Origin of the sequence: Halomonas saccharevitans (assembly GCF_032333995.1) — a bacterium.
Lineage (GTDB): Bacteria > Pseudomonadota > Gammaproteobacteria > Pseudomonadales > Halomonadaceae > Halomonas > Halomonas saccharevitans.
In genome coordinates this window covers 75,190-92,565 of sequence record NZ_JAVXUR010000006.1, presented here as the reverse complement: position 1 = coordinate 92,565, position 17,376 = coordinate 75,190, and the positions used below count along the sequence as shown (strand labels likewise).

Below are 17,376 nucleotides of genomic sequence, written 5' to 3'. Positions count from 1 at the left end.
TCTTAAAGATGAATCAGGCTCACCCTCATGCTCGAACTTCGCCACCTGCGCACCCTGGTTGCCCTGCGCGATGCCGGCTCACTGGTGGAGGCGGCCGAACGCGTGCACCTGACCCAGTCGGCCCTCTCCCACCAGATCAAGGACCTGGAGGAGCGCCTGGGCAGCCCGCTGTTCCTGCGCAAGACCCGGCCGGTGGAGTTCACCCGCGCCGGACTGCGCCTGCTGACCCTGGCCGAGCAGGTGCTGCCCCAGGTGCGCATGGCCGAGCGCGACCTGGCGCGGCTGGCCGGCAACGAGCAGGGCCGGCTGCACATGGCCATCGAGTGCCACAGCTGCTTCCAGTGGCTGATGCCCACCGTCGATCACTTCCGCGATCACTGGCCGGAGGTGGAGATCGACATTCCCGGCGGCCACCACTTCGACCCGCTACCGGCATTGGCCCGCGAGCAGCTCGACCTGGTGATCACCGCCGACCCCCAGCCGCTGCCGGGGGTGCACTACGAGCCGCTGTTCCGCTACGAGGGGCTCTTGGCAGTGGCTCGCCAGCACCCGCTGGCGAGCCGCCCCTTCGTCACGCCCGAGGATCTCGGCGAGGAGACACTGATCACCTATCCGGTGGAGCACTCCCGGCTGGACGTCTTCACTCAGTTCCTCGACCCCGCCGGAGTGCGCCCCCAGGAGGTCCGCACCGCCGAGTTGACCATCATGATGATGCAGCTGGTCGCCAGCGGTCGGGGCGTCTGTGCGCTGCCCAACTGGGCGCTGACCGAGTACCTGGAGCGCGACTACGTGAAGGCCGTGTCGCTGGGCGATAAGGGGGTGTGGAGCACGCTGTTCGCGGCGATCCGCGAGGAGACCCGCGGCGCGCCCTGGATGGAGGACTTCCTGCGCACCGCCCGGGAGACCTCCTTCGCGGTGCTGGAGGGGATCAGGCCGGCATAGGCAGGCGCCGCGGCAGCAGCAGGGTGAAGCGGGCGCCGCCCAGCTCGGTGCCGGCATCCAGCACCACGCTGCCGCCGTGCCAGGCCATGACCTTCTGCACGATGGAGAGCCCGAGACCGTAGCCGCCAGAGCGGCGAGTGCGGCTGTCGTCGAGGCGAGCGAAGGGCTTGAAGACCTCGGAGCGCGACGCGGCGGGGATGCCGGGGCCGTCATCCTCCACGTCCACGCGCACCAGCCGCGGCTCGCCCTGCAGGCGGATCACCACCCGACCGCGGGCATGACGGCAGGCGTTGGCCACCAGGTTCTGCAGGGCACGCTGCAGGTAGCGGGGCTCGGCCTGGATCTCCACCTCCGGCCCCTCGACCAGCTCGATGCGGATATCGCCATGCAGCGGTCGCAGGGCCTCGATGACCCGCAGTGCCATGGCGCGGCAGTCGACCAGCGAGGTCTGCAGCTCACCGCCGTTGGCGGTCTCGCTGCCCAGCCGGGCGTAGGTGAGGATCTCGTCGATCAGTTCGTCGAGCTCGGTGATATCGCCGTCGACGCCCTCGAGCTGGCGGCGGATCGCCGGATCGTCGGTCATGTCCTCGACCATCTGCACCGCGAAGCGGATGCGTGCCACCGGGGTGCGCAGCTCGTGGGAGACGGCGCGGATCATGTCCTGCTGGGCGCGCAGCAGCGACTGAACCTGGGCCGCCATGCCGTTGAAGGCCATGCCCAGCCGGCCCAGGAAGTCGCCGCTCTCGACCTTGACCCGGGTGTCCAGGCGGCCACCGGCGATGCGCGTGGCGGCCAGCTCGAGGCGCGCCATGCGGGCCTCCACGCCGCGCACGATCAGGTAGATGATCGCTGCCAGCACGCTGAGCAGCAGCATCAACAGCGTCAGCTGCAGCGGCAGCGGCAGCGGCTCGAAGGCCTTCACCGGGCCGATGGAAAGCCAGCTCGCCCGGGAGCCGTTGCCGGGCAGCAGCCGATACATCGCCATGGAGAGGCGCCCGGGAATCAGCCGGATGACCACCTCGCCATCCGCCAGTCGCACCAGCTGACGGGTATCCAGCCCCTCGGGAGCCGTCGTCAGCAGTTCGAGGGGGACGGCGGCGCCGGCCATGCGCTCGAGCTGCGCCTGGCGCTCGCCGGCGGGCACCTGGACGAGCCACTCGGCGAAGAGCTCGGTGAGCCCGCGCAGCTGCTGCTCGCTGAGGGTCGCCACGTCCACCTCGAGCAGCCGTTGCTGATTGGCCAGCAGGTGCCAGAGCCGCCAGCCGTCCTCCTCGCGGGGCACCACCAGCACGCGGCCCTCCAGCAGGCGCGTGCGCGAGAAGTAGTTCAGGGAGCGCGCCTCGACCGGCACCACCCGCAGGGTCATGTCGAGCTGCTCGGAACGCGCCAGCAGCCACGCCTCGCGCTCTGCCTCGGGCAGCGACTCGATCCAGCGGGTGAGCACGCGCATGGGGGGCTCGACCAGCTGCTCGCGATAGTGCTCGCGGCGCACCTGGTCGACAAGGGCGAGGCCCAGCAGGGCCAGCCCGAAGGTCAGCAGCAGCGCCAGGGCCAGCAGCACATAGACGCGCAGGAAGGTGCTGTCGGCCAGCATCCGACGCATGGTTCAGCCGTCCCTGACGAAGAGGTAGCCCTTGCTGCGCACCGTCTTGATGCGGTGCGGCTGGTTGGGATCGTCGCCGATCTTGGGCCGGATGCGCGAGACGCGCACGTCGATGGAGCGGTCCTGACCGTCGTAGCGTATGCCGCGCAGGCGATCGAAGATCTCCTCCCGGGTCAGCACCCGGCCGGCGTTGCTGGCCAGCAGCCACAGGAGGTCGAACTCGGCGCTGGTCAGGTCGATGCGCTCGCCGTCGAGCCAGGCCTCGCGGGTCGCGTTGTCGATCAACAGGTCGCTGAAGGTCAGGCGCGTCTCCTCGCCGGCGGCCCCCGGCTCGGCGCGGCGCAACAGGGCGCGCATCCGCGCCAGCAGTACCCGCGGCTGCACCGGCTTGGGGACGTAGTCATCGGCGCCCATCTCGAGCCCCAGCACCTGATCCATGTCGTCGGTGCGGGCGGTCAGCATCATGATCGGGCCGGCATAGTCGCTGCGCACCCGGCGACAGATCGACAGGCCATCCTCGCCGGGCAGCATCAGGTCGAGGATCACCAGGTCCGGCTGCAGGGAGAGGATCCGCTCGACGCCACGGGCGCCGTCGGCCTCGACCGTGACCCGAAAGCCGTTGGCCTCCAGATAGTCGCGGGTCAGCCCGGCCAATCGCTCGTCGTCCTCGATGATCAGCACGTGATCCAGTTCCTGGGCTTGCAAGCTGTCGTCCATCCTTCTGTTCCATCCTGGCGAGCAGGTGAGCGGGGCGGGCTCCCGGGGCCGGGAGCCGACGCCATTCTCTAAAGGATACCCGAAAACCGGGTTCTCGCCTTCCCGTCGCCATACGGCGACAGGGGCATCGCCAGGCCCAACCACGGGGCCTGGCGCCACGTCCGATTCTACCCCACGGAAGGTCACAGCCCATCCACAGGTTATCCACTTGATGAAGCCGAGAAAGCACACTATCTTGTGCCTCGATCCGGCACGAGCACTACATCATGTGCCGCTAGCAATCACACCCACAGCTGTCAACCGTCGCCTATGCGGCGGCCTTCACCACACGTTTCACCGAGTCAGGGACCCGGCGCCATGGATACCAATGTCACACCGGACGAGTCGTCCGTTTCCGTCACCGCACCCAAGGCCCTGCGCGTCATCAAGCGCAACGGCGACGTCATGCCCTTCGATGCCGACAAGATCGCCGTGGCCATGAGCAAGGCCTTCATCGCAGTGGAGGGCGACAACGCCGCCGCCTCCTCCCGGGTCCGCGACTTCGTCCGCCAGTCCACCGAGGCGATCGAGCACGCCTTCGTGCGTCGCATGCCCGACGGCGGCACCCTGCACATCGAGGACATCCAGGACCAGGTCGAGCTGGCGCTGATGCGCGGCGGTGAGCAGAAGGTCGCCCGCGCCTACGTGCTCTACCGCGAGGAGCACGCCAGGGCCCGCGCTGCGGCCGGTGACGCTATCCAGAAGCCCCACCCGAGCCTCAACATCACCCTGCCCGACGGCAGCGTCCGTCCGCTGGATCTCGGTCGCATCGAGACCCTGGTCTATGAGGCCTGCTCGGACCTGCCCAACACCGAGCCGCAGAAGATCGTCGACGACTCGGTGCGCAACCTCTACGACGGCGTGAGCGCCGACGGCGTCTCCCAGGCACTGACCATGACCGCGCGCACCCTGGTCGAGAAGGACCCGAGCTACACCTACGTCACCGCCCGCCTGCTGCAGGACAGCATCCGCCGCGAGGCGCTCTCCTTCCTGGGGGTGGCCGAGGAGGCCACCTACAGCGACATGGCCGAGCTCTATGCGCCGGCCTTCAAGGCCTACATCGAGAAGGGTATCGAATTCGAGCAGCTCGACGAGGCGCTGGCCGAGTTCGACCTGGAGCGCCTGGCCGCGGCGCTGGACCACACCCGCGACAACGCCTTCACCTACCTGGGCCTGCAGACCCTCTATGACCGCTACTTCATCCACCGTGATGATGTGCGCTACGAGCTGCCCCAGGTGATGTTCATGCGCGTCGCCATGGGCCTGGCGCTCAACGAGGACGACCGCGAGGCGCGGGCCATCGAGTTCTACGAGCTGCTCTCCAGCTTCGACTACATGGCCTCCACGCCGACCCTGTTCAACGCCGGCACCCAGCGCAGCCAGCTCTCCAGCTGCTACCTGACCACCGTGCCGGACAACCTGGACGGCATCTACAGCGCCATCCGCGACAACGCCATGCTCTCCAAGTGGGCCGGCGGTCTCGGCAACGACTGGACGCCGGTGCGCGCGCTGGGCTCCTACATCAAGGGCACCAACGGCAAGTCCCAGGGCGTCGTGCCCTTCCTCAAGGTGGTCAACGACACCGCCGTGGCGGTCAACCAGGGCGGCAAGCGCAAGGGCGCCGTCTGCGCCTACCTCGAGTCCTGGCACCTCGACGTCGAGGAGTTCCTGGAGCTGCGCAAGAACACCGGCGACGACCGCCGCCGCACCCACGACATGAACACCGCCAACTGGGTGCCGGACCTGTTCATGAAGCGCGTCTTCGACGACGAAGAGTGGACGCTGTTCTCGCCGGCCACCTGCCCGGATCTCCACGACCTCTACGGCGCGGCCTTCGAGCAGCGCTACCAGGAGTACGAGGAGATGACCCGCAACGGTCAGCTCAAGCTCTTCAAGCGGGTCAAGGCCAAGGACCTGTGGCGCAAGATGCTCTCGATGCTGTTCGAGACCGGCCACCCCTGGATCACCTTCAAGGATCCGTGCAACCTGCGTAGCCCGCAGCAGCACGCCGGCGTGGTGCACAGCTCCAACCTGTGCACCGAGATCACCCTGAACACCTCGGTCGACGAGATCGCGGTCTGCAACCTGGGCTCGGTCAACCTCGCCCAGCACATGACCGACGGCGAGCTCGACGGCGAGAAGCTCAGGAAGACCGTGCGCACCGCGGTGCGGATGCTCGATAACGTCATCGACATCAACTACTACGCGGTGCCCCAGGCCAAGAACTCGAACCTCAAGCACCGCCCGGTGGGGCTTGGCATCATGGGCTTCCAGGATGCCCTCTACGCCCACGGCATCGCCTACGCCTCCGAGGACGCCGTCGAATTCGCCGACCGTTCCATGGAGCTGGTCAGCTACCACGCCATCGAGGCCTCCTCGGATCTCGCCGCCGAGCGCGGCCAGTACCAGAGCTACGAGGGCTCGCTGTGGAGCCAGGGCGTGCTGCCCATCGACTCCATCGAGAAGCTGAAGCAGGAGCGTGGCGAGCAGTACATCGAGGTCGACACCTCCATGACCCAGGACTGGTCGCGCATCCGCGAGAAGCTGTCCGAGCAGGGCATGCGTAACTCCAACGTCATGGCCATCGCCCCGACCGCGACCATCTCCAACATCTGCGGCGTCTCGCAGTCGATCGAGCCGACCTACCAGAACCTGTTCGTCAAATCGAACCTGTCCGGCGAGTTCACGGTGGTCAACTCCTACATGGTCAACGACCTCAAGGCGCGCGGCCTGTGGGACGAGGTGATGATCAACGACCTCAAGTACTACGACGGCAGCGTGCAGCCCATCGACCGCGTGCCGGCCGATCTCAAGGCCCGCTACGCCACCGCCTTCGAGGTTGAGCCCAAGTGGCTGGTCGAGGCCGCCTCGCGTCGCCAGAAATGGATCGACCAGGCGCAGTCGCTGAACCTCTACATCCAGGGCGTCTCGGGCAAGAAGCTCGACGTGACCTACCGGATGGCCTGGTACCGCGGCCTGAAGACCACCTACTACCTGCGCGCCCTGGGCGCCACCTCGGTGGAGAAGTCCACCGTGGAGCGCGGCACCCTCAACGCGGTGAGCAACGCAGCACCTGGCGCCGCGCCGGCACCGGCGCCGACCCCGGAGGCCAAACCCGAGCCGAGGGGCGTCGAGGACTTCCTGTCCGGCAAGAGCGGCAGCGGTTCCCGGGCGCCCTCCGCGGGCGAGATTGACGAGCTGGGCTGCGAGGCCTGCCAGTAACGCCGCGGCGCGAGCGCCGATCCCCCTTACAAGCCCGGAAGGCCCCCGAGGCCTTCCGGCCCCACGACACATCGAGGAACACGACATGCTGAACTGGGACGAATTCCACGAAGATGACAGCGCGGTGGCCGAGCAGCCGGCCGCGGCCCAGCCCGCCCCGGCAGCGGCGCCCAAGCCCGCGCCCGCACCGGACGCGGTGGCGGAGAGCGCCGGCGCCTACCAGGTCGCCGACGAGGACCGCATGGCCCGCGCCAAGCGCTCGCTGGAGGAGCTCGACGTGGCCGCCGGTCTCGAGGAGCTCGAGATGGGCGCGGCGCGCATCGAGGTCGACGACAAGCAGATGATCAATGCGCGCGCCGACCTCAACCAGCTGGTGCCCTTCAAGTACGAGTGGGCCTGGCAGAAGTACCTGGACGGCAGTGCCAATCACTGGATGCCCCAGGAAGTGAACATGAACGCCGACATCGCCCTGTGGAAGAGCGCCGAAGGCCTCACCGCGGACGAACGGCGCATCGTCGAGCGCAGCCTGGGCTACTTCTCCACGGCGGATTCGCTGGTCGCCAACAACCTGGTGCTGGCCCTCTACCGCCTGATCACCAACCCCGAGTGCCGCCAGTACCTGCTGCGCCAGGCCTTCGAGGAGGCGATCCACACCCACGCCTACCAGTACTGCGTGGAGTCGCTGGGCATGGACGAAGGCGAGGTCTTCAACATGTACCGCGAGGTGCCCTCCGTCGCCGCCAAGTCGGCCTGGAGCCTCAAGCACACTCAGTCGCTCTCCCGCCCGGACTTCAACACCGGCACCCCGGAGACCGACCAGGAGCTGCTGCGCAACCTGATCGCCTTCTACTGCGTCACCGAGGGCATCTTCTTCTACTGCGGCTTCAGCCAGATCCTCTCCATGGGTCGCCGCAACAAGATGACCGGCGTCGCCGAGCAGTTCCAGTACATCCTGCGCGACGAGTCCATGCACCTGAACTTCGGCGTGGACATGATCAACCAGATCAAGATCGAGAACCCGCACCTGTGGACGGCCGAGTTCCAGGACGAGGTCACCCAGATGATCCTCGAGGGCACCGAGCTCGAGATCGCCTACGCCCGGGACACCATGCCCCGCGGCGTGCTGGGCATGAACGCGGCGATCATGGAGGAGTACCTCCATTTCATCTGCAACCGTCGCCTGGCCCAGATCGGCCTCAAGGAGCAGTTCCCCGGCGCGAAGAACCCCTTCCCGTGGATGAGCGAGATCATCGACCTGCGCAAGGAGAAGAACTTCTTCGAGACCCGCGTCACCGAGTACCAGGTGGGCGGAGCCCTGAGCTGGGATTGATACCCGCTGGAGCCCGCGGAGAAGGCGCTTGGAAAGGCCTTTCGGGACGGAGCTTTGAGACAGGCCCTTGACGGTGCTTCGCATCACGGCCAATGCCCCTAGGCATTGGCCGTTTTTCGTTTCCGGCCATACCCCAACATCGCTTTTTCGTGGACATCCTCCCCGGCTTGCGGCAGCGTGAAATGCCGGAGTCACATGAGCGAGAGGCAATTCACTGCATGATTTCACCATCATGGCGCGAGGAGGTCCTGACGCTTGCGCGCACCGTCCACCTGCAGGTCGACCGCGAGGGACGCATCCTGGATGCCATCGGCGACAGCGTCACGCTGCTCGGCGAGCCCCGGGAGGCGTTGATCGATCGCCCCCTTCACGAGTTGGATGACTCACGCGTGCGCCTTGCCGCCACGCTGATCGAGCAGTTCAGCTCCCTGGCGCTCGAGCCCGGCCAGAGCCGGGCCGTGGAGGCCGACGCCTGCGGCGTCTATGCGCTCACCGACGGCAGCGTAGCCCTGCGGCTGACCGCCGAGGCCTCGGACGACGACGGCGTAATCCGGCGACTCGCCGACCGGCTGCCGGTGATGGTCGCCTACATCGACCCGGACGGCTGCTTTCGTCTCAACAACCAGGCCTACCTGGACTTCATCGGCCTCAGCCGCGAGGCGCTCTACGGCCGACCGGTGTCGTCGGTGCTCGACGAGGCCTCCTACGCCAAGGTGGCGCCGCGCTTTCGTCGCGCCCTGGCCGGCGAGGAGGTTAAGTACGAAGACCGGCTGACGCTGACCGACGGCCGCACCTACTACTTCAAGGTCCACTACGTTCCCGACTATATCAACGCCGAGGTCGCGGGGTTCTACGCCATCATCCAGGACATCTCCGAGTACGGGGCGATGATCCAGCTGCTGCGCGACGTGCACACCGGCATCAACCGCACCGATATCGGCACCCGGGAGATCGTCGAACGGCTGCTGGATGACGCCCTCGCCTACCTCTCCCTGGAGGTCGGCCTGATCAGCCGCATCGAGGATGAGCGCTACACCATCTGGTGGGCCGCCTCCCGCGGGCCCGAGATCATGCCGGGCACCACCTTTCCGCTGGGCGACACCTACTGCCGACTGATGCTCGACGAGGCGGACGTCTTCCATACCGTCCAGGCGAGCGAGGATCCACGCATCAGCGGCCACCCCTGCTACCGGACGTTCGGCCTGGAGAGCTATATCGGCATCCCGCTGCGCGTCGACGGCCGGGTCTGGGGCACCCTCAACTTCTCCAGCACCGCCCCGCGCGGGCGACCCTTCAGCGAGATCGAGGAGGAGCTGCTGCGGCTGATCGCCAACGCGGCGGAGCGCGTCATCACCCACGAGGCCGAATTCGAGAGGGTGCGCCGCGAGCGCGACCGCATGACCGACCGGGCCATGACCGACCACCTCACCGGCCTGCCCAACCGCTCCGCCCTGGAGCGCCACATCGAGCGCCTGATGCAGGCGCGGGCCGACGGCGCGCCGCCCTTCTCGCTGGCGGTGCTGGACATCGATCACTTCAAGGTCATCAACGACACCCACGGCCACGATATCGGCGACCGCGTGCTGTGCTGGCTCGCCGAGCGCATGGCCCAGTGCCTGCGCGACGGCGACATCGTGGCGCGCGCCGGCGGCGAGGAGTTCGTGATCGTGATGCCGGGCGCCAGCCAACGGGCGGCTCGGGAGATCGTCGAGCGCGTGCGGACCCACGTGCGCCGCGGGCGAATCCCGCTGGGCGACGGTCAGGAGATCGGCGTGACCGTCAGCGGCGGCATCGGCGAGCACCAGCCGGGCGAGCCCTACCCGGGCCTCTTCCGGCGCGTCGACACCGCCCTCTATGCCGCCAAGCGTGCCGGACGCGACCGCACGCACCTCGCCGCCTGCCCGGCATGACGCCCACGTTCTCGCCCGTGCCCACCAACGGGCACAACACAAAATAACGAGGAGCCCTCGATGCCCTACGCCCCCGCGGAAAACCGCTACGAACGCATGCCCTACCACCGCTGCGGACGCAGCGGCCTGAAGCTGTCGGCGTTGTCGCTGGGGCTGTGGCAGAACTTCGGCGAGACCGGAAGCGTCGACAACGCCCGGGCGATCTGCCGCACCGCCTTCGATCACGGCATCACCCACTTCGACCTGGCCAACAACTACGGCCCGCCTCCCGGCAGCGCCGAGACGCTGTTCGGGCGCGTCCTGGCGACTGACTTCGCCGGCTACCGCGACGAGCTGGTGATCTCCACCAAGGCCGGCTACCGCATGCACCCGGGGCCCTATGGCGAGTGGGGAAGCCGCAAGTACCTGCTCTCGAGCCTCGATCGAAGCCTCGAGCGCCTGGGGGTCGACTTCGTCGATATCTTCTACTCCCACCGCTTCGACCCCGAGACGCCGCTCGAGGAAACCATGGGCGCCCTGGACCAGGCGGTGCGCCAGGGCAAGGCGCTGTATGCCGGCATCTCCTCCTACAACGCCCAGCGCACCCGCGAGGCGGTCGAGATCCTGCGCTCGCTGGGCACCCCCTGCCTGATCCACCAGCCCAGCTACTCGCTGGTCAATCGCTGGATCGAGGACGACGGCCTGCTCGACACCCTCGACGACCTGGGCATGGGCTCCATCGTCTTCTCGCCGCTGGCCCAGGGCCTGCTGACCGACAAGTACCTGGACGGCATCCCCGAGGACAGCCGGAGGGTCCGGGGCAAGGCGCTCAAGGACGCCCACCTGTCGCCGGAGAACCTGGCGCGGGTGCGGGCGCTTAACGAGATCGCCCGACGGCGCGGCCAGACCCTCGCCCAGATGGCCATTGCCTGGACGCTGCGCGGCGGCCGGGTGACCTCGGCGCTGATCGGCGCCAGCCGGCCCGAGCAGCTGGTCGACAGCGTGGGCGCCCTCAGCGGTCCGGCCTTCAGCGACGAGGAGCTCGCCGAGATCGATCGCCATGCGGTGGAGGGCGGCGTGAACATCTGGGCGGCCTCCTCGGAAAGCTGAGGCGACGACTAGGTACAAGACGGTCGACACAATGCACGGCCATATACGGCATGCCACCGGCGGCGTTGCGATTTAATCAGCTGATTAATACACTGCGGCATGGCGTCGGGCGTGCCCGATGCCCATCGCTCGCCGTCGAGGATCCCTCCATGCCGCTCCCCCGTCGCCTGCCGGCCCTCTGGCTCCTGCTGGCCGGCCTCACATGGCTCGCCGCCGGCTGCTCGCCGGAGGCAGGCGCGCCCGCCGCGCCGCCGCCCACGGTGGTGGACAGCCACGTCATCCAGGCAGGCAACGGTGCCGCCGTCACCCGCCTCTCGGGACGGGTCAAGGCCGCCGAGCGCACCTCGCTGAGCTTCGAGATCCCCGGCGAGATCCGCCGGCTCAATGTCGACGTGGGCGAGCGCTTCGCCGACGGCGACGTGCTGGCCGAGCTCGACGACGCCCGCTATCGCCTGGTGGCCGACCAGCGCCGCGCCGAGCTGCAGGAGGCCGAGGCGGTGCTGCGCGAGAAGCGCGAGGACTTCCGCCGCCACGCGAGCCTCGCCGAGAAGGGCTACGTCAGCCAGACGCGCCTGGATGCCGCCCGGGCCGCCCTGGGCACCGCCGAGTCCCGCCGGGCCTCGGCCCGCGCCGCCCTCGAGCTCGCCGAACGCGACCTCTCGCTGACCACCCTCGCGGCCCCCTTCGACGGCTCGGTAAGCCGACGCCAGGCCGAGCCCTCTCAGCGGGTCGGGGCCAGCCAGCCGGTGCTCGAGGTGATCTCTGACCGCGAGGGCTTCGAGGTGGAAACCAGCATTCCCGAGACGCTGGTCGGCACCCTGGCGGCGGGCTCGACCCATCGCGTGATCCTGCCTGCCCTGGGCGAGGCCGAGAGCGCGGCCACCCTGCGCCACCTGGGCACCCAGCCCCGCTCCTCCAACGACTATCCGGTGATCCTCGGCGTGGATACCCCGCCGCCCGGCCTGCGCTCGGGCATGACCGCCCGGGTCGAGCTGTCGCTCGACGCGCGCGAGGCCGCAAGCGTGGATGCACCGCTGCTGCCGGTACCGATGACCGCGCTGGTATTCGGTGACAAGCGCGACGCCGAGAGCGAGGGCGATAGCGGACAGAGCCGCGCCCACGTGCTGCGCATCACCGAGGAGCTGACCCTCGAGCGGGTCGCGGTGGAGGTGGTGAGCATGGGCGAAGGCCGGGCCAGCGTGCGCGGCGCGCTCTCGCCGGGGGAGCGCATCGTGGCCCGCGGCGTGGAGTTCGTGCGCCCCGGCCAGACCGTGAGCCTGCTCGGCCACGGCCCCGAGCGCTACCACTGAGGCCGCCATGAACCTGAGCGAACTCGCCCTCAAGCGTCGTCCAGTCTTCTTCCTGGCCACCGTGGTGGCCATGCTCTTCGGCCTCTACAGCTACGCCACCCTGCCGGCAAGGGAAGACCCCGAGATCACCGTGCGCGAGGCGGTGGTGACCACCGCCTTCCCCGGCCTGCCGGCCGCCCAGGTGGAGGAGAACATCACCAAGCCCCTGGAGGAGAGCATTCGCACCATCGGCGAGGTGGAGCGGATTCGCTCCACCTCCATGCGCGGCCGCTCGATCCTCCACGTGGAGATCCAGGACCGATATTTCGACCTGGAGCAGATCTGGGACGAGGTGCGCCAGCAGGTCGAGGCGGCGACGCCGGCCCTGCCCGCCGGCACCCAAGACCCGGTGCTCGACGACGACTTCGGCGATGTGGCGGTGGTCACCGCGGCGCTCACCGCCGCCGACTTCCCCCAGGCCGAGCAGCAGGAGATCGCCGAGCATATCCGCACCCGCCTCTACGGCGTCGCCGGCATCAAGCGGGTCGAGCTGCTGGGCGTGCAGGCGCAGCGCATCTTCATCGACATCGCAGAGGCGCGCCTCGCCGAGCTCGGCCTCTCCCCGACCGAGCTGGCCGGCCAGATCCAGCGCCGCAACATCTTCCCGCCCGGCGGCATCGTCGAGGCCGGCGAGCAGCGCCTGGCCCTGGAGGTCAGCGGCGAGTTCGCAAGCCTCGAGGCGCTGGGCGACACCGAACTGCGCCTGCCGGACGGCGGCACCCTGCGCCTGCGCGACCTGGGCGAGATCCGCCGCGGCTACGAGGATCCGGCGGACAAGCCCGCCTACTTCAACGGCCGGCCGGCCATCGTCTTCGCCGTCTCGATGCTCGAGGGCGAGAGCGTGCTGGACGTCGGCCGCGCCATCAAGGCGCGCCTGGACGAGATTCGCACCACTCTGCCGGCCGGCTACCGGCTCGACATCATGACCTACCAGCCCGAGCAGGTGGCCAACGCCGTCTACGGAGTGACCGCCAGCGTCATGCAGACGCTGGCCATCGTGCTGGGGGTGGTGATCCTCTTTCTGGGGCTGCGCACCGGGCTGATCGTCGGCTCGATCATTCCCGCGGTGATGCTGGTCACCCTGGCCATCATGGGCCTGGCCGAGCTGACCCTGCAGCGGGCGAGCCTCGCCACCCTGGTGATCGCCCTGGGCCTGCTGGTCGACAACGCCATCGTCGTCGCCGAGGACTTCAAGACCCGGCTGGAGGCCGGCAGCGACCGCGACGAAGCCCTGCGCGAGACCGGCGCCGAGCTCGCCCTGCCGCTGCTCTCCTCGAGCCTGACCACCATTCTGGTGTTCCTGCCGCTGATGCTCGCCGAGCACGCCTCCGGCGAGTACACCCGCTCGATCTCGATCGTCATCGCCATCACCCTGCTCGCCTCCTGGTTCCTGTCGATGACCGTCACCCCGGTGCTGTGCCATCGCTTCCTCAAGGCGCCATCGGCGAAGCGGCGGGACGCGCACGGAGCTCATGACACTCCCCGGCTCTCCGATCGCGCCTTCGGCTGGGTCGCCCGGCGCTATGGCCGCGGGCTCGCCGGGCTGCTCCACCACCGGGTGCTGTTCCTGGCCGTCATGGCCCTGACTCTGGTGGCCGGGGTGGCCATGATGCAGCTGGTGCCCAAGAAGTTCTTCCCCGACTCGGACCGCAACCAGGTGCTGGTGACCATCGACTTCCCCTCGGACATCGCCGAGAACCTCACCGGCCAGCGCGTCCAGGCGCTGAGCGATGCCCTGCTCGACGCCCCGGCGCTCGCCGAGGACGTCACCGGCGTGGCCGCCTACGCCGGCTTCGGCGGGCCGCGCTTCGTGCTCTCGCTCACGCCGCTGGACCCGGCGCCCAACAAGGGCTTCATGGTGCTCAACGTCGCCGACCGCGAGCGGGTCGAGGCGGTGATCCAGGCGACCCGCACCTTCCTCGCCACCCGCCACCCGGACCTCTCGCCCCAGGTCACGCGGATGTTCCTCGGTCCCTCCGACAGCACCCTGCTCGAGGTGCAGGTCAAGGGCCCGGATCGGGAGGTGCTGTTCGCCACCGCCAAGCGGGTCGAGGGCATCCTGCGCGACCTGGACGGCGCCCGGGACGTGCGCCAGAGCTGGGAGGCGCGGATCCCGTCGCTGGCCATCGAGGTCGACCAGGCCCGGGCGCGCAGCGCCGGCATCACCTCCGAGGACATCGCCCGCTCGCTCACCGGCGCCATCGACGGCTACCACCTGAGCCACTATCGCGAGGGCGACGACATCATCCCGGTGGTGATGCGCTACGCCGACGCCCAGCGCGGCAGCGTCGAGCGACTCAAGTCGCTGATCGTCTATCCGCTGGGTACCCCCGGGGCGGGCGTGCCCCTGAACCAGGTGGCCGAGGTGCGCCTCGAGAGCGGCTACTACCGCATCGACCGCGAGAACCTGGTGCGCACCATCACCGTCGAGGGGCGCAACCGCTACTACACCGCCGAGGACATGGTGCCGCGGGTGGAACCGGCCCTGCGCGAACTGGAGGCCACGCTGGCCCCGGGACACTGGATCGAGTTCGACGGCGTGGTGGCGGAGTCCCGGGAGGGCCAGGCCGCCCTGCAGGCCAACCTGCCGCTGTGCATCGGGCTGATCTTCATCCTGCTGGTGGGGCAGTTCAACTCCTTCAAGCGCCCGCTGGTGATCGTCGCCACCATCCCGCTGGTGATCGTCGGCGTGGCGCTGGGGCTGCTCGCCACCCGCGCCGACTTCGGCTTCATGGTGCTGCTCGGCATCTACAGCCTGGCCGGCATCATCATCAACAACGCCATCGTGCTGATCGACCGCATCGACATCGAGCGCGCCGACCCCGAGCTCTCGGGACGCGATGCCGTGATCAAGGCCTCGGCCCGGCGCCTGCGGCCGATCCTGATGTCGGCGTTCACCACCATCCTCGGCTTCCTGCCGCTGATCCTGGGCCGAGACCCGCTGTTCTACGGCATGGCCGCGGCCATGGCCTTCGGCCTGGGCATCGGCACCGTCATGAGCCTGGGCGTGGTGCCGGTGCTCTACACCCTCTTCTTCGGCATCGACACCCGCGCACCGGCCAGGGAGGCGTGACGCCATGGTGTCCCGTCCTGCCTCCCTCAATACCCGCGAGCGGCTGATCCAGGCCGGCATCCGGCTGTTCGGCGAGCAGGGTTTCGAGGCCACCACCACCCGCGGGCTGGCCGAGGCGGCGGGGGCCAACATCGGCTCCATCGCCTACCACTTCGCCAACAAGCGCGGGCTCTATCTCGCGGCGGCGCGCTATATCGCCGAGCAGCTGAGGACGCGGTTGGCGCTCGACGAGACCGCCGCGCAGGCGCCCGTCGCGGATCGCGACGCCGCCCTGGCCGCGCTGCGCGCCCTCGCCCGGCGCATGGTGCGCACCTTCGCCGAGGACGAGGAGTGCCGCCAGTGGCTGCTGCTGGTGATGCGCGAGCAGGTGCGTCCCGGCGAGGCCTTCGAGATCCTCCAGGCCGAGGCCTTCGGCCTGGTCCAGGCGACGCTGGGCGGCTTGATCGCCCGGCTCACCGACCGGGCGATCGACGATCGCCGGGTGATACTGGAGACCCACACCCTGGTCGGCCAGATCGTCTTCTTCCTGATCGGCCGCGAGCCGCTGCTGCGCCGCCTGGAGATCGAGGCCTTCGACGAGACGATCCTGGCCGAGATCGAGGCGGTGATCGACGCCCACCTGCGCCTCTATGCGGCGCCAAACGCTGATCCGACGCCAACACGTCCGACCTGAGGAGGCCGCATGCAACAGCCGATCGTTGGCTATCATCGCGACGAGGAGGGCCACTGGGTGGCCGAGCTCGCCTGCGGCCATAATCAGCACGTGCGCCATCAGCCGCCCTGGGCCGAGCGGCCCTGGGTGCTCACCGAGGCGGGCCGACGCTCGCGACTCGGCCTGGCTCTTGAGTGCGTGAAGTGCGACCGGGGCGAGCCCCCCGACATCCCGCCGGAGGCGTGAGCCTGGCATCGACGCCGTCGCGGCCTCTGTTCCGTCGTGCAGACCACCCCAAATGAAGGCGGGCCGCCAGAAGGCGGCCCGCATCGATACACGGCTGATTCGAAGCTGATTCGAAGCTTGTTCGACAATAGGCGGCGCTACCCCTTGGGGCCGAACAGCAGCCAGACGATCAGCCCGATCAGCGGGAAGAACAGCAGCACCAGGATCCAGAGCAGCTTGGCGAGCCCTCCGGCCGCACTCTTGGCCACCTTGACGACGGCCCAGATCACGATGATCAACCAGATGAGGCCCAGCAGGCCACCGACTTCGATACCCATATGACGTCTCCTTGTCCGTAGCCCTTCGGCGAAGGGCGCTCTCGGGAAGGTCACCTCTAGGGGTAGCACAGCGGGCGCGAAACGCACAATCGTCGACCCGCCTTGGTCGACCCAGCGCCATCGCCCCGCCGGCATTGACTCGCCCGTATCCGGCGCTTCCCTCAGGCAGCGGCCGGGCGCCTCACTCGGGCAACAGGTGGCCCACCTTGACGTAGATCAGCGCGCCGTCCTCGCCGGTGAAGGGAGTGTGCTGGCTGCGATGGGGGCTTCGCAGCCAGCTGCCGGCGGGATAGGCGCCGTGCTCGTCGTGAAAGGTGCCCTCGAGGACCAGGATCTCCTCGCCACCCCAATGGGCGTGCGGCTGGAAGCGGGTGTTCGGCGCCCATCGCACCAGCGCCACGTGCTCGCCCTCGACATCATGCAGCGGCAGCACCGAGAGGCCCTCGACCAGCCCCGGCCGCCAGTCGCCGGCCCGGGTGTCGATCGCCTTCTGCGCGGTGTCGTTCGGCGAGAACTGGTGCAGCTTGACGAAGATCAGCGCGCCCTGTTCGCCCACTCGGGGCGCGTGGGCCGTACCGATGGGGTTGCGCAGGTAGTGGCCCGCCGGATAGCGGCCGTGCTCATCGGCGAACTCCCCCTCCAGCACCAGGATCTCCTCGCCGCCGCCGTGCTCGTGGGTCGGGAAGGTGCTGTTCGGCGCGTAGCGCACCAGGGAGGTGGCGCGGGCCACCTCGTCGCCGACGCGGTCGAGCATCATTCGCTCCACCCCAGGGGTGGGCGAGTCCACCCAGCGGTAATCCTCGGGGGTGACTACCGCCCGGCGGTCGAAGTCGGCGTTGAGTCGCATGGCACTGTCTCCTGTCGATCGATGAGGGGCCCGGCGATGA

At 68.8% G+C, this 17,376-nt stretch carries 13 protein-coding genes; 9 read left to right on the top strand and 4 right to left on the bottom strand.

The features are described 5' to 3' along the window. The first annotated feature begins 27 nt into the window (after positions 1 to 27). Positions 28 to 942, top strand: coding sequence for a LysR family transcriptional regulator (locus tag RSO68_RS14350; protein WP_315587080.1), 915 nt, complete (start codon positions 28 to 30; stop codon positions 940 to 942). Here RSO68_RS14350 and RSO68_RS14345 read toward each other — a convergent pair. Continuing rightward, on the bottom strand, positions 929 to 2,545 hold the full coding sequence (locus RSO68_RS14345; RefSeq protein ID WP_089851863.1) for an ATP-binding protein: 1,617 nt from the start codon (positions 2,543 to 2,545) through the stop codon (positions 929 to 931). The genes RSO68_RS14350 and RSO68_RS14345 overlap by 14 nt on opposite strands. Positions 2,546 to 2,548: 3 nt before the next feature. Beyond that, entirely contained in the window at positions 2,549 to 3,262 is a 714-nt protein-coding gene (locus RSO68_RS14340) for a winged helix-turn-helix domain-containing protein (RefSeq protein ID WP_315587079.1), read from the bottom strand. 357 nt (positions 3,263 to 3,619) lie between these two features. Here RSO68_RS14340 and RSO68_RS14335 point away from each other — a divergent pair, with 357 nt between their 5' ends. The 8 genes from RSO68_RS14335 to RSO68_RS14300 all read left to right on the top strand — a co-directional run bounded on the left by RSO68_RS14335 (position 3,620) and on the right by RSO68_RS14300 (position 16,172). Then, the gene (locus RSO68_RS14335) at positions 3,620 to 6,523 is read left to right on the top strand and encodes a ribonucleoside-diphosphate reductase subunit alpha (protein ID WP_315587078.1); all 2,904 of its coding nucleotides are present in this window, start codon (positions 3,620 to 3,622) and stop codon (positions 6,521 to 6,523) included. 85 nt (positions 6,524 to 6,608) lie between these two features. After that, positions 6,609 to 7,853 carry a ribonucleotide-diphosphate reductase subunit beta gene (locus RSO68_RS14330; RefSeq protein WP_315587077.1) on the top strand — a complete coding sequence of 415 codons (1,245 nt, stop codon included), beginning with the start codon at positions 6,609 to 6,611 and terminating at the stop codon, positions 7,851 to 7,853. Positions 7,854 to 8,071: 218 nt separating this feature from the next. Continuing rightward, the gene (locus RSO68_RS14325; RefSeq protein ID WP_315587076.1) at positions 8,072 to 9,763 is read left to right on the top strand and encodes a sensor domain-containing diguanylate cyclase; all 1,692 of its coding nucleotides are present in this window, start codon (positions 8,072 to 8,074) and stop codon (positions 9,761 to 9,763) included. Positions 9,764 to 9,823: 60 nt separating this feature from the next. Continuing rightward, positions 9,824 to 10,852, top strand: a complete 1,029-nt coding sequence (gene mgrA / locus RSO68_RS14320; protein ID WP_315587075.1) for an L-glyceraldehyde 3-phosphate reductase — start codon at positions 9,824 to 9,826, stop codon at positions 10,850 to 10,852. A 149-nt stretch (positions 10,853 to 11,001) separates the two neighbouring features. Next, positions 11,002 to 12,162 (top strand): efflux RND transporter periplasmic adaptor subunit, encoded by a 1,161-nt coding sequence (locus RSO68_RS14315; RefSeq protein ID WP_315587074.1) that lies wholly within the window; start codon positions 11,002 to 11,004, stop codon positions 12,160 to 12,162. Between the two features lie 7 nt (positions 12,163 to 12,169). Continuing rightward, entirely contained in the window at positions 12,170 to 15,274 is a 3,105-nt protein-coding gene (locus RSO68_RS14310; RefSeq protein WP_315587073.1) for an efflux RND transporter permease subunit, read from the top strand. A 4-nt stretch (positions 15,275 to 15,278) separates the two neighbouring features. Beyond that, positions 15,279 to 15,947, top strand: a complete 669-nt coding sequence (locus RSO68_RS14305; RefSeq protein ID WP_315587072.1) for a CerR family C-terminal domain-containing protein — start codon at positions 15,279 to 15,281, stop codon at positions 15,945 to 15,947. Between the two features lie 9 nt (positions 15,948 to 15,956). Continuing rightward, the gene (locus tag RSO68_RS14300; RefSeq protein ID WP_315587071.1) at positions 15,957 to 16,172 is read left to right on the top strand and encodes a DUF3565 domain-containing protein; all 216 of its coding nucleotides are present in this window, start codon (positions 15,957 to 15,959) and stop codon (positions 16,170 to 16,172) included. A 137-nt stretch (positions 16,173 to 16,309) separates the two neighbouring features. Here RSO68_RS14300 and RSO68_RS14295 read toward each other — a convergent pair whose 3' ends face one another. Both RSO68_RS14295 and RSO68_RS14290 read right to left on the bottom strand, forming a co-directional pair. After that, positions 16,310 to 16,489 carry a PLDc N-terminal domain-containing protein gene (locus RSO68_RS14295; RefSeq protein WP_315587070.1) on the bottom strand — a complete coding sequence of 60 codons (180 nt, stop codon included), beginning with the start codon at positions 16,487 to 16,489 and terminating at the stop codon, positions 16,310 to 16,312. 181 nt (positions 16,490 to 16,670) lie between these two features. After that, a complete protein-coding gene (locus RSO68_RS14290; RefSeq protein ID WP_315587069.1) occupies positions 16,671 to 17,336 on the bottom strand; it encodes a cupin domain-containing protein in 666 nt (221 codons plus the stop codon). Between the last annotated feature and the right edge of the window lie 40 nt (positions 17,337 to 17,376).